The sequence below is a fragment of the Massilia sp. BAP21 genome (genome assembly GCF_057801335.1).
Genome location: NZ_CM173596.1, coordinates 5,726,884 through 5,739,028, shown reverse-complemented (window position 1 = coordinate 5,739,028; position 12,145 = coordinate 5,726,884). Strand labels below are relative to the sequence as shown.

Sequence of the window (12,145 nt, the reverse complement as noted above, 5' to 3'; positions counted from 1 at the left end):
GGCAACCCGCCGCACGACCAATTAGAAGAGACATCCATGCCCGCATCCTCCCGCCGCATCCTGCGCACCGCCATCGCCTCGCTGTTCGTCCCGCTCGCCATCGCCGCCGCCGTGCTGCCGCAACAGGCCCTCGCTGCCCCGGCCACCGCCACGGCTGCCGTGAAACCGAACGCCGCCTTCGACAAATGGGCCGACGGCTTCGCCCAGGACTGGGTGCGCCAGAACCCGCAGTTCGCCACCTCGACCCAGTACTTCAGCGGCGCCGAGCAGGATGCGCTGGACCGCCAATTGACCCCGCAAACCCCGGCCCAGCGCCAGAAGATGATCGCGCTGGCCAGGCAGGGCATCGCGCGCCTGGACAAATGGATGGCCGGCCCGCTCGACGAGACCCAGCGTATCTCGGCCGCGGTGATGCGCTGGTCGCTGTCGAACACGGTCGCCAACGAGCCCTTCGAGGACCACGGCTTCGTGTTCCAGCAGTTCAGCGGCGCCCAGGTCAGCCTGGTCAACTTCATGACGCAAACCCACCCGATGCGCCGCGCGTCGGATGTCGACAGCTACCTGGCGCGCCTGGAACAGGTGGGCACGCGCATGAACGAAGCTTTGGCCCGCGCCAACAACGCCACGGCGAAGAAGATGATCCCGCCGCGCTTCATCCTGGAGCGCGCCCAGTACCAGGTCGACACCTTCCTGAAGCCGGCTGCCGCCCAGAACGTGCTGGTCACCTCGCTGGAACAACGCAGCGCGGCCCTGAAGGACCTGAGTCCGGAAGCACGTACAGCAGCGATCGCGCGTGCGACGAAGATCGTCGAAGACAAAATTCGCCCGGCCTACGCCCGCGTGCAGGCCTTCATGGCGGAGCTGCATCCGAAGACGAACGACACGGCCGGCATTTCGCGCCTGCCGAACGGCCTGGCCGCCTACAACCGCGCGATCGAGAACTACACCAGCACCAAGCTGACGGCAGAACAGATCCACGCCATCGGCCTGCGCGAAGTGGCGCGCATCGAAGCCGAGATGGACAAGCACCTGCGCGCGCTCGGCTTCAACGAGGGCAGCATCGAGGCGCGCATGAAGGCGCTCGACGCCACCTTCCAGCCGAAGGGCGAAGGCGACCCGCGCCCGGCCATCCTGGCCAGCTATGCCGAGATGGTGAAGGACGCCGAGCGCCGCAGCGAGTCGCTATTCAACCTGAAGCCGCGCGCACCGGTGGAAGTGCGCCGCGAACCGCCGCTGACCGAAGCCTCGGCCGCCGCCCACTACAGCCTGCCGGCGCCGGACGGCAGCCGTCCGGGCGTGTTCTGGGTGCCGCTGCGCGGCCCGACCTTCAACATGATCCGTATGCGCAGCCTGTCCTACCACGAGGCGGTGCCGGGCCACCACTTCCAGCTGGCGATCCAGCAGGAGCTGGAAGGCATCCCGAAATTCCGCAGCCAGCGCATCTTCAGCGGCGGCAGCGCGCACAGCGAGGGCTGGGCGCTGTACACCGAGCGGCTGGCGGTGGAGCAGGGCTGGTATGGAGACGAAAAGCGGGGCGACGTGCCGGGGCTGCTCGGCGCACTCGGTTCGGAGCTGTTCCGCGCACGGCGCCTCGTCGTGGATACCGGCCTGCACACCAAGGGTTGGACGCGCCAGCAGGCGGTCGACTACGGCATCAATGTCGAAGAGGTCGACCGTTATGTGGCGTGGCCGGGCCAGGCCACGGCCTACATGATCGGCATGCTGCGCATCGTCGAACTGCGCGACAAGGCGAAGTCGGAGCTGGGCGCGAAGTTCTCGCTGCCGGCCTTCCACGACATGGTGCTGAGCGCCGGATCGGTGCCGCTGGATGTGCTGGGGCAGCTGGTGGATGGGTGGATCGCCAAGGAGAAAGCCAAGGCGTAATCTTCAGGTCCGGTCGGGTGGGTTCGAGAACCACCCTACGTAGCTATCTGGTTTTTGTAGGGTGGACCGGGCCGCGCAAGGCACCTGTGTCCACGCTGTACGACGGCTGATCATCCGTGCCGTATAAAACAATGGCGCATGGTCGCACATGGTGACACCGCGTGGGCACGAGTGCCCACCCTACGAAACTGCGGCATAATTCCTGCACCACCGTTGTCAAGGAGACGCACCATGGAAACCCAGGAATTGCACCGCGGACGCCTGATCGACCACTTGCAACTGGTGGTGCGCGACCTGCCCGCGTCGAAACGCTTCTATACCGCCGTGTTCGAGGTGCTGGGCATCCCGCTGGGCGGCGAGGGCATTGATTACTTCTGGGCCGACGAGCTCTTCATCTCGACGAAAACCAGCGACGCCGCGCAGGGCGAGCTCACCGGCCGCCATCACCTGGCCTTCCAGGCCGCCGGCCGCGCCATGGTCGACGCCTTCCACCAGGCCGCGTTACAAGCCGGCGGCAAGGACAACGGCGCCCCCGGCGAACGCGCCATCTACCACCCCGGCTACTACGGCGCCTTCGTCCTCGACCCCGACGGCAACAACATCGAGGCCGTCTTCCACGGCGAAGCGAAACGCAGCGCGCCGTCGGTGAAGGTCACGTTCTAATCAAGTTCACGCCATCGGCGTGCACTGCTCGGTCCCGGCCGCGATTGCCCGCAAGCGCGCCGGTTCCAGCAGCGTCACCTCGCGCTTGTCGACCGCGATCCAGCCCTGCTTCTTGAAGCGCGACAGCAGCCGGCTCACGCTCTCGATGGTCAGCCCCAGGTAATTCCCGATGTCCTCGCGCGACATGCGCAGCGCAAAGCTGGTCGACGAATAGCCGCGCGCCGCATAGCGCGCCGACAGGTTCACCAGGAACACGGCAAAGCGCTGCTCGGCGCGCATGTTCCCCAGCAGGAGCATGACGTTCTGCTCGCGCGTGATTTCCTGGCTCATGATGCGGTGGAAGTGGCGCAGCAGGGCCGGCACTTCGCCGAACAGTTCTTCCAGGCGCGAGAACGGAATCTCGCATACCTCGCTGTCTTCCAGCGCCACCGCGTCGCAATGGTGACGGTCGCCGCTGATCGCATCCATGCCCAGCAGCTCGCCGGCCATCTGGAAGCCGGTGATCTGCTGTTCACCGGCCGCGTTGATCTGGTAGGTCTTGAAGTGCCCGAAGCGCACCGCGTACAGGCTGCGGAAAGGCTCGCCCATCGCATACAGGCGCTCGTCCTTTTCGAGCCTGCGGCGGCGCCCGATGATCTTGTCGAGGCGGTCGATGTCCGCGTTTTCCAGGCCCATCGGCAGGCAGAGCTGGTGCATGCTGCAGGCGCTGCAGCTGGCCTTCAGCGCACCGATGCTGATCGGGGCGGAGGTGGTGGAAGAGGTGTCCTGGGTCATCGGCTGGAAAATGGGATGGCAGTCAATACCGGGATTATAGTCCCGGTCGCTTTTGCAACCCAGCCTTTCGGTTCACGCTGCGTTGCGGAAAGGGTCGATGAACCGCTGCAAAAGCCTGCCGACACGGGGCTTGATGCAGCGGTCAACTTGCGCGTGAAGTGGCAAAAACGGCAATTGTGCGCGCCCGCTGCCATGCTAGATTCGGAACACCACAGCCCACAGGAGCGTTCATGTTCGGTTTTTCGGCCCTGGATCTGGCACGCATCCAGTTCGCTTTCACGATGTCCTTCCACATCCTGTTCCCGGCCGTGACCATCGGTCTCGCCAGCTACCTGGCCGTGCTGGAACTGTCGTGGCTGCGCACCAAACGCCAGGTGTATGTCGACCTGTACCACTTCTGGCTGAAGATTTTCGCCGTCATGTTCGGCATGGGCGTGGTGTCGGGCATCGTCATGGCCTACCAGATCGGTACCAACTGGAGCACCATGTCCGAGTTCGCCGGCAGCATCATGGGGCCGGTGCTGGCCTACGAGGTGCTGACCGCCTTTTTCCTGGAAGCCGGTTTCCTCGGCGTGATGCTGTTCGGCTGGAACCGCGTCGGCCCGCAGCTGCATTTCGTCGCCACCGCCATGGTCGCGGTCGGCACCCTGATCTCGGCCACCTGGATCCTGGCCGCCAACAGCTGGATGCAGACGCCGCAGGGCTATGCCATCGAGGGCAACCGCATGGTGCCCGTCGACTGGCTGGCGATCATCTTCAATCCCTCGTTCCCGTTTCGCCTGATGCACATGGTGGTCGCCGCCTACCTCACCACGGCGCTGATCGTCGGCGCGGTCGGCGCCTGGCAGCTCTTGCGGCGGCGCGACAATCCGGCGGTGCGCAAGATGCTGTCGATGGCGATGTGGATGCTGCTGATCGTGGCCCCGATCCAGGCCGTGATCGGCGATTTCCACGGCCTGAACACGGCTGAACACCAGCCGGCCAAGCTGGCGGCTATGGAGGGGCATTGGGAGAACACGCCGGGCGAAGCGGTCGGCCTGAAGCTGTTCGGCATACCCGACATGCAAGCCGAAACCACCCGTTACGCGGTCGAGGTGCCGCACCTGGGCAGCCTGATCCTCACCCACAGCTGGGAAGGCCAGTTCCCGGGCCTGAAGGATTTCCCGAAGGACGAGCGGCCGAACTCCCTGATCGTGTTCTGGAGCTTCCGCGTAATGGTGGGCCTGGGCCTCTTGATGATCGCGCTCGGCGCCTGGAGCCTGTGGCTGCGGCGGGAAGGGCAAATCTTCACGAAACGGCTGTTCCTGCGCGCCGCCTTGTGCATGGGGCCGGCGGGCCTGGTCGCCATCCTGGCCGGCTGGGTCACCACCGAGGTCGGACGCCAGCCCTGGGTGGTCTACGGCGTGCTGCGCACGGCCGACGCGGTGTCGCCGCACGGCGCGCCGGCGTTGGCGCTGACGCTGGGGATCTTCGTGGTGGCGTACTTCTTCGTGTTCGGCGCCGGCACCATCTACGTGCTGCGCATGATGCGCAAGGGACCGCAGCACTTCGAGCTGCAGCGCACGCCCGAGGGCGGGCCGGGCGAAGGCCGCACGCCGATGCGGCCGATGTCGGCGGCGGACGTCGGCAACGACGATGACGGCACCGGCGACGGCGACGGCGCCGGCCTGGACCTGGGCGGCGACGGAAAGAGGAGCTGAAGGATGGGTATCGATACCTCGGTCATCTGGGCCGTCATCATTTATTTCGCCGTCTTCATGTATGTGCTGCTCGACGGTTTCGATCTCGGCATCGGTATCCTGTTCCCGTTCGTGAAGGGAAAGCGCGAGCGCGACACCATGATGAATACCGTGGCCCCGGTCTGGGACGGCAACGAAACCTGGCTGGTGCTGGGCGGGGAGGGCTTGCTGGCGGCCTTCCCGGTGGCCTACTCGATCATCCTCTCGGGCCTTTACCTGCCCCTGATCTTCATGCTGGTCGGGCTGGTGTTCCGCGGCGTGGCCTTCGAGTTCCGCTTCAAGGCCAGGGACAATCGCCGCCACTTGTGGGACAAGGCCTTCATCGGCGGCTCGTTCACGGCCGCCTTCTTCCAGGGCGTGTCGCTCGGCGCCTTCCTCGACGGCATCGCCGTATCGGGCCGCAGCTATGCCGGCGGCGTGCTCGACTGGATCGCGCCTTTCCCCATCCTGGCCGGCTTCGGCGTCATCATCGCCTATACCCTGCTGGGCAGCACCTGGCTGATCATGAAGACCGAGGGCGAGCTGCATGCGCGCATGGTGCAGGTGGCCAGGCCCTTCGCCCTGATGCTGCTCGCGGCCATCGTGGTGGTCAGTATCTGGACCCCGCTGCGCGACCCGGCGGTGGCGGACCGCTGGTTCACCTTCCCGAACACCCTGTTCCTGGCGCCGGTGCCGATCCTGGTGCTGCTGTCGATCGCGCTGCTGCTCGGCTCGCTCAAGGGCAAGCCGCACCGCTGGCCTTTCGTCGCGGCGCTGGCCCTGGTCTTCCTCGGCTACACCGGCATGGCAATCAGCATCTGGCCGCATATCGTGCCGCCCACCATCACGATCTGGGAAGCCGCCTCGCCGCCGGCCAGCCAGGGCTTCGCGCTGGTCGGCACGCTGCTGATCCTGCCCATCATCCTGATGTACACGGTCTGGTCGTACTGGGTATTTCGCGGCAAGGTCAAGGCCGACGCGGGGTACCACTGATGCGCGGCCTGTCTTTCCTGCGATTCCTGCATGGTCGACCGGCGCCGCTCTGGCTGCGCCGCCTGGGCTGGATGCTGGCCCTGTGGGCGGGCGGGGTGGCGGCGCTGTTCCTGGTCGCTTCCCTGATCCGGGCCATCATGCATGCCGCCGGCATGCGCTGAACACGCATGTCCTGGCAGGTGGCGCGCGTCCAGACATATGCAAAGCATTTCCAAGCGTGCGCACCTTTGCGGGCTGAGGGAATACACTTTAGATGAACATTTAATAACGGAGACCATCAGCCCATGCAGCCAGCATTCTCTGAAAACCTATCCCATCAGGTAAATGACGCTGCCCGCGCCGCCTCCTCCGTTGGCGTGGCGCTTCCCCTGTCGAGCGAAGACCAGGCCCGGGCCGACCTGTATGCGCTGGCCGCGCGCCTGCTGCTGGCGCCTCCGGGCGCGGCATTGCTGGCCCAGCTGGGCGCGGCCGACCCGATCCTGGCCGAAGGCGGCGACCCGGCCCTGGAGCGGGCCTGGGAAAAGCTGGTCCAGGCGTCGAGCGTGATGGACGCCGATGCGGTGGCCGCCGAATTCGACGCCCTGTTCGTCAGCGACGGCACGCCCAAGCTCAATCCCTATGGCTCGCTGTACATCTCGGGCTTCATGAACGACAGCCCGCTGGCCGAGCTGCGCGGCGACCTGGCGCGCTTCGGCATCAAGCGCATGCGCGGCGTCGGCGAGTTCGAGGACCACCTGGGCGCGCTGTGCGAAACCATGCGCGTCCTGATCGCGGGCGGCGCCGCGGGTGGCCACATGATTGCGCGCCGTTCCCACGCCGAACAGCAGGCCTTCTTCGAAGCGCGCATCGCGCCCTGGTACGAACGCTGCCTGGACGATATCGCCGAAGCTGAAGACGCAAACTATTACTGCCTGGTGGCCGCTTTTGTCGGCGCGCTGCTGGAAATCGAAGCCGACGCCTTTGTGGTGGAAGAGGGCTTCGATGACTGATCGAAAGGATGTCACGATGGACCGCGAACCCGTATCCGCAGCGGCGGAAGGCGCCGCTACCCCCGATCCTGCACGCCGCAGCTTCCTGAAAGCCGCGCCGCTGGGCGCGCTGGCGGCCGTGGCCGGCGGCGCCGAAGCCAAGCCGGAGATCAAACCCGCCGAAGCAGCCAAGCCGGAAGTAAAACGCGGCTATCACGAAACCGAGCACATCCGCCGTTACTACCAGACCGCCGCCTACTGGTGAGCGGCCCCGGAGACCAGTCATGTCGTTAACAAAGAGTACCGCAGTCAAGGGCCTGAAGCGCCGCAAATTCCTGGTCGGCGCAGGCGTTGCGGCCGGCGCCGGCGCCCTGGCGCGCCAGTTGCCCCTGAACGTGATCGAGCCGGCCTCGGCCGCCGATCCGGTGGCCGACGCCCCGGTCAAGACCGAAATCAAGCACACCGTGTGCAGCCACTGCTCGGTGGGCTGCTCGGTCGACGCCGTGGTGGCCAACGGCGTCTGGGTGCGCCAGGAAGCCGCCTTCGATTCGCCGATCAACATGGGCGCCCACTGCGCCAAGGGCGCCTCGGTGCGCGAGCACGGCTTCGGCGAACACCGCCTGCGCTACCCCATGAAGCTGGTGAACGGCAAGTACACCCGCATCTCCTGGGACCAGGCGATCAACGAAATCGGCGACAAGATGCTCGAACTGCGGCAAAAGGCCGGCCCCGACGCCCTGATGCTGATCGGCAGCTCGAAGCACAACAACGAGCAGGCCTATTTGCTGCGCAAGTTCATGTCCTTCTGGGGCTCGAACAACTGCGACCACCAGGCCCGCATCTGCCACTCGACCACGGTCGCCGGCGTGGCCCAGACCTTCGGCTACGGGGCGATGACGAATTCGTTCAACGACCTACACTATAGTAAAGCGGTGCTGTTCATCGGCTCGAACCCGGCCGAGGCCCACCCGATCTCGATGCTGCACTTCCTGCACGCCAAGGAACTGGGCGCGAAGATGATCGTCATCGACCCGCGCTTCACCCGCACCGCGCGCTTCGCCCACCACTACGTGCGCGTGCGTCCGGGCACCGACATTCCGCTGGTCTGGGGCATCCTCTGGCACATCTTCAACAACGGCTGGGAAGACAAGGAATTCATCGCCGCCCGCACCTACGGCATGGACGACGTGCGCAAGGAAGTGGCGAAATGGACGCCGGACAAGGTCTCGGACATCACCGGCGTGCCCGAAGCCTCGGTGCGCATGGCGGCCGAGATGCTGGCCAAGAACCGGCCCTCGTCGGTGGTCTGGTGCATGGGCATCACCCAGCACCACGTCGGCACCGCCAACGTGCGCGCATTGTCCATCCTGCAGCTGGCGCTGGGCAACATCGGCAAGCCCGGCGGCGGCGCCAACATCTACCGCGGCCACGACAACGTGCAGGGCGCCACCGACGTCGGCCCGAACGGCGACTCGCTGCCCGGCTACTACGGCCTGGCCGAAGGCGCCTGGAAGCACTTCGCGAATGTCTGGGGCGTGGATTACGAGTGGATCAAGTCGCGCTTCGGTTCCAAGGAACTGATGGAGAAGCCCGGCATCACCGTCTCGCGCTGGTTCGACGCGGTGAACGAGCAGAATCAGTACATCGACCAGCCGAGCAATTTGCGCGCCGTGTTCTACTGGGGCCACGCGCCGAACAGCCAGACCCGCCTGCCCGACATGAAGGCGGCCATGCAAAAGCTCGACATGCTGGTGGTGGTCGACCCTTACCCGAGCATGACGGCCTCGATGCACGGCCGCACCGACGGCGTCTACCTGCTGCCGGCCGCCTCGCAGTTCGAGACGCAAGGCTCGTGCACGGCCTCGAACCGTTCCATCCAGTGGCGCGAACGCGTGATCATGCCGCTGTTCGAGTGCAAGACCGATCACGAGATCATGTATTTGTTCGCCAAGAAGCTCGGCTTCCACAACGAACTCTGCAAGAACATCAAGGTCGTGCACAACGAACCGGTGGTCGAAGACATCCTGCGCGAGATCAACCGCTCGTGCTGGACCATCGGCTACACCGGCTGCTCGCCCGAGCGCCTGAAGCTCCACATGGAGAACAAGCACACCTTCAACCCGACCACGCTGCGCGCCGACCACGGGCCCTGCAAGGGCGACTACTACGGCTTGCCGTGGCCGTGCTGGGGCACGCCGGAAATGAAGCACCCGGGCACGCCCATCCTGTATGACCTGAACAAGAGCGTGGCCGAAGGCGGTTTGCCGTTCCGCGCCAACTGGGGCGTCGAGCACAATGGCGAAAGCCTGCTCGCGGCCGACGGTTCGACCAACAAGGACAGCCAGCTCGACACCGGCTACCCGGAATTCGACCATGTGTTCCTGAAAAAGCTGGGCTGGTGGAACGAACTGACGCCGGCCGAGCAGGCCATGGCCGAGGGCAAGAACTGGAAGACCGACCTCTCGGGCGGCATCATCCGCGTGGTCATTTCCCACGGCTGCGCACCGTTCGGCAATGCCCGCGCCCGCGCGAACGTGTGGAACTTCCCGGACCCGATCCCGACCCACCGCGAGCCGCTGCTGTCGCCGCGCCGCGATCTGGTGGCCAAGTACCCGACCTACGACGACAAGGCCAATTTCCTGCGCCTGCCGACGCTGTACAAGTCGGTGCAGCAGATGGACTTCAGCAAGGACTTCCCGCTGATCATGACCTCGGGCCGCCTGGTCGAGTACGAGGGCGGCGGCGAGGAAACCCGCTCGAACCCGTGGCTGGCCGAGCTGCAGCAGAACATGTTCGTCGAGATCAACCCGAAGGATGCGGTGCAGATCGGCGCGCGCATCGGCGAATTCGTCTGGGTCGAGACCCCGACCGGCGCCCGCCTGAAGATGATGGCGATGGTCACCGAACGGGTGCCGATCGGCCTGGTCTGGATGCCTTTCCACTTCGGCGGCTGGTGGATGGGCGAAGACCTGGAAAAACACTACCCCGAAGACGGCGCGCCGACGGTGCGTGGCGAAGCCGTGAACACCGGCTGGACCTACGGCTACGACGCCGTGACGATGATGCAGGAAACCAAGGTATCGATGTGCCGCGTGGTACGGGCATAAGAAAGAGGAGCTGACATGGCCGCGAGGATGAAATTTATTTGCGATACCGAGCGTTGCATCGACTGCAACGGCTGCGTTACCGCCTGCAAGAACGAACACGAAACGCCCTGGGGCGTGAACCGGCGCCGCGTGGTGACCATCAACGACGGCGTGCCGGGCGAGCGCTCGGTGTCGATCGCCTGCATGCACTGCACCGACGCGCCTTGCCTGGCCGTGTGCCCGACCAACTGCATCTACCACACCGAGGACGGCATCGTCCTGCACAGCAAGGACCAGTGCATCGGCTGCGGCTACTGCTATTACGCCTGCCCCTTCGGCGCGCCGCAGTTCGCCGGCACCGGTTTGTTCAACCACCGCGGCAAGATGGACAAGTGCACCTTCTGCGCCGGCGGCCCGGAACCGGACACCTCGGAAGCCGAATTCAAGAAGTACGGCCGCAACCGCATCGCCGAAGGCAAGCTTCCGGCCTGCGCCGAAATGTGCGGCACCAAGGCGCTGCTCGGCGGCGAAGCCAACCTGATTGCCGACATCTACCGCCAGCGTGTGGAAACGCGCGGCTACGGCCCGGAGCTGTGGGGCTGGAAGATCGCCTACGGCCGCCCGAAGCGCGGCGGCGAAATCCAGGCCAAGGGCGATTTGCCGCGCGTGAACCAGGACATCGGCGATACCCAGAACGGCGGCGAAAGGTTCCCGCAATGAAAAAGCCCATCTACCTGATCCTGGCCCTGCCTCTGTTGCTCACCGGTTGCCTGGAAGTCGACCAGCACCCGGAATGGATTCGTGGTGAATACGCGGGCAAGACCGACAACCGCCACCCGCAGACCCATTTCCATAACGACCGCCTGGCCTGGTCGGCGGCGATCCAGAACCGCAACCAGAAGCAGAACGAGTACAACCGCGCCAACCCATAAGGAAGCACCATGCGAGCGAACCTGTCTGTCCTGCGCGCCATGCTGGCCTTGGTGGTCGCGCTGATGCTGCCGTCGGCCTTTGCCGCGGTGCCCAACAACCGGGCCCAGCCGGCCTATGCCGAAGAGCAGACCATGCTCCAGGTCGAGGCCGACACCCAGCGCGGCGCGCCCGGCTTGATGTCGTCGCAGTCGGGCCACGTGCACATGGACCGCCATTACCTGGGCCAGTACGGCGACAGCGAGGGCAACGTCATTGTCCAGCGCGGCGGCAACACCTGGCGCTACTTGCGCAACGGGCCGATGGCGGCGATCGCCGGCACCCTGCTGATCGTGGTGCCGCTCTTGATCGTCCTGTTCTACAACACGGTAGGACCAGCCCGTGAAGAGCCGCGTTCCGGGCGCAAGCTGCAGCGCTTCTCGCGCTGGGACATGCAGGTGCACTGGGCCACCGCCATCAGCTTCATCGCGCTCGCCATCTCCGGCCTGGTCCTTACCTTCGGCAAGAAGATCATGCTGCCCTGGATGGGACACGATGCCTATTCCTGGGTGGCCTACATCCTGAAGTACGTGCACAACTTCATCGGGCCGCTGTTCGTGCTGTGCTCGGTCGTGATGTTCTTCACCTTCCTGCGCCGTAACTTCCTGCAGCGCATCGACTGGCAATGGGTGAAGGAGGGCGGCGGGCTGGTATCGCACAAGCACCCGCCGGCCGGCTACTTCAACGCCGGCGAAAAGGCCTGGTTCTGGCTGGGCGTGACCCTGCTCGGCCTGGTCATGTCGATCAGCGGCCTGGTGCTGAACTTCGTGAACTTCGGCCAGACCCGCTACGTCCTGCAGGTGGCGAACTACCTGCACATCATCGGCGCCACCTTCTACATCATCGCGGCGATGGGCCACATCTACATCGGCACCTGGGGCACGCCGGGCGCCTACGAGGCCATGCGCCACGGCACCGTCGACGAAGCCTGGGCCAAGGCCCACCACTCGCTCTGGTACGAACAGGCCAAGCAGGGCATCGCACCGGGCGGCGCGCCGCCGCCGACGCCGCCATCGCCGCCGGCTCCGCATGCACCGGCGCCGCCGTCGCCACGGCCAGGCCCGGCACATTGAGCGCACAACGAGGAATG

12 protein-coding genes are annotated in these 12,145 nt (G+C 65.6%); 11 read left to right on the top strand and 1 reads right to left on the bottom strand.

The features are described from left to right. Positions 1-36: 36 nt before the first annotated feature. Together ACWYRN_RS25000 and ACWYRN_RS24995 are read left to right on the top strand one after the other, a co-directional pair. Entirely contained in the window at positions 37-1,884 is a 1,848-nt protein-coding gene (locus tag ACWYRN_RS25000) for a DUF885 domain-containing protein (protein WP_488690480.1), read from the top strand. A 231-nt stretch (positions 1,885-2,115) separates the two neighbouring features. Next, positions 2,116-2,547 carry a VOC family protein gene (locus tag ACWYRN_RS24995; protein ID WP_488690479.1) on the top strand — a complete coding sequence of 144 codons (432 nt, stop codon included), beginning with the start codon at positions 2,116-2,118 and terminating at the stop codon, positions 2,545-2,547. Between the two features lie 6 nt (positions 2,548-2,553). On the opposite strand, the gene fnr is transcribed toward ACWYRN_RS24995, so the two are convergent. Beyond that, the gene (fnr, locus tag ACWYRN_RS24990) at positions 2,554-3,321 is read right to left on the bottom strand and encodes a fumarate/nitrate reduction transcriptional regulator Fnr (RefSeq protein ID WP_488690478.1); all 768 of its coding nucleotides are present in this window, start codon (positions 3,319-3,321) and stop codon (positions 2,554-2,556) included. A gap of 230 nt (positions 3,322-3,551) precedes the next feature. On the opposite strand from fnr, the gene ACWYRN_RS24985 reads away from it, so the two are divergent. From ACWYRN_RS24985 to ACWYRN_RS24945, 9 genes are all read left to right on the top strand, one after another. Continuing rightward, entirely contained in the window at positions 3,552-5,021 is a 1,470-nt protein-coding gene (locus ACWYRN_RS24985) for a cytochrome ubiquinol oxidase subunit I (protein WP_488690477.1), read from the top strand. Between the two features lie 3 nt (positions 5,022-5,024). Then, positions 5,025-6,032, top strand: a complete 1,008-nt coding sequence (gene cydB, locus ACWYRN_RS24980; protein ID WP_488690476.1) for a cytochrome d ubiquinol oxidase subunit II — start codon at positions 5,025-5,027, stop codon at positions 6,030-6,032. After that, positions 6,032-6,193, top strand: a complete 162-nt coding sequence (locus ACWYRN_RS24975; protein ID WP_488690475.1) for a DUF2474 domain-containing protein — start codon at positions 6,032-6,034, stop codon at positions 6,191-6,193. The genes cydB and ACWYRN_RS24975 overlap by 1 nt, the downstream gene beginning before the upstream one ends. 123 nt (positions 6,194-6,316) lie before the next feature. Next, complete coding sequence (locus tag ACWYRN_RS24970; protein WP_488690474.1) at positions 6,317-7,021, top strand: TorD/DmsD family molecular chaperone; 705 nt, start codon at positions 6,317-6,319, stop codon at positions 7,019-7,021. Further along, on the top strand, positions 7,014-7,265 hold the full coding sequence (locus ACWYRN_RS24965; protein WP_488690473.1) for a twin-arginine translocation signal domain-containing protein: 252 nt from the start codon (positions 7,014-7,016) through the stop codon (positions 7,263-7,265). Before ACWYRN_RS24970 ends, ACWYRN_RS24965 begins: the two co-directional genes overlap by 8 nt. Positions 7,266-7,284: 19 nt before the next feature. Then, positions 7,285-10,107, top strand: a complete 2,823-nt coding sequence (locus ACWYRN_RS24960; protein WP_488690472.1) for a formate dehydrogenase subunit alpha — start codon at positions 7,285-7,287, stop codon at positions 10,105-10,107. A gap of 15 nt (positions 10,108-10,122) precedes the next feature. Then, positions 10,123-10,806, top strand: a complete 684-nt coding sequence (fdh3B, locus tag ACWYRN_RS24955; RefSeq protein WP_488690471.1) for a formate dehydrogenase FDH3 subunit beta — start codon at positions 10,123-10,125, stop codon at positions 10,804-10,806. Beyond that, positions 10,803-11,018, top strand: coding sequence for a hypothetical protein (locus ACWYRN_RS24950; protein ID WP_229436784.1), 216 nt, complete (start codon positions 10,803-10,805; stop codon positions 11,016-11,018). Before fdh3B ends, ACWYRN_RS24950 begins: the two co-directional genes overlap by 4 nt. Positions 11,019-11,027: 9 nt before the next feature. Continuing rightward, complete coding sequence (locus tag ACWYRN_RS24945; protein ID WP_488690470.1) at positions 11,028-12,128, top strand: formate dehydrogenase subunit gamma; 1,101 nt, start codon at positions 11,028-11,030, stop codon at positions 12,126-12,128. Positions 12,129-12,145: the final 17 nt, after the last annotated feature.

Excerpts from the sequence above, each read along its gene's own strand:
- ACWYRN_RS25000 (WP_488690480.1), top strand. The coding sequence starts at position 37 with ATGCCCGCATCCTCCCGCCGCATCCTGCGCACCGCCATCGCCTCGCTG.
- ACWYRN_RS24995 (WP_488690479.1), top strand. The coding sequence starts at position 2,116 with ATGGAAACCCAGGAATTGCACCGCGGACGCCTGATCGACCACTTGCAA.
- fnr (WP_488690478.1), bottom strand. The coding sequence starts at position 3,321 with ATGACCCAGGACACCTCTTCCACCACCTCCGCCCCGATCAGCATCGGT.
- ACWYRN_RS24985 (WP_488690477.1), top strand. The coding sequence starts at position 3,552 with ATGTTCGGTTTTTCGGCCCTGGATCTGGCACGCATCCAGTTCGCTTTC.
- cydB (WP_488690476.1), top strand. The coding sequence starts at position 5,025 with ATGGGTATCGATACCTCGGTCATCTGGGCCGTCATCATTTATTTCGCC.
- ACWYRN_RS24975 (WP_488690475.1), top strand. The coding sequence starts at position 6,032 with ATGCGCGGCCTGTCTTTCCTGCGATTCCTGCATGGTCGACCGGCGCCG.
- ACWYRN_RS24970 (WP_488690474.1), top strand. The coding sequence starts at position 6,317 with ATGCAGCCAGCATTCTCTGAAAACCTATCCCATCAGGTAAATGACGCT.
- ACWYRN_RS24965 (WP_488690473.1), top strand. The coding sequence starts at position 7,014 with ATGACTGATCGAAAGGATGTCACGATGGACCGCGAACCCGTATCCGCA.
- ACWYRN_RS24960 (WP_488690472.1), top strand. The coding sequence starts at position 7,285 with ATGTCGTTAACAAAGAGTACCGCAGTCAAGGGCCTGAAGCGCCGCAAA.
- fdh3B (WP_488690471.1), top strand. The coding sequence starts at position 10,123 with ATGGCCGCGAGGATGAAATTTATTTGCGATACCGAGCGTTGCATCGAC.
- ACWYRN_RS24950 (WP_229436784.1), top strand. The coding sequence starts at position 10,803 with ATGAAAAAGCCCATCTACCTGATCCTGGCCCTGCCTCTGTTGCTCACC.
- ACWYRN_RS24945 (WP_488690470.1), top strand. The coding sequence starts at position 11,028 with ATGCGAGCGAACCTGTCTGTCCTGCGCGCCATGCTGGCCTTGGTGGTC.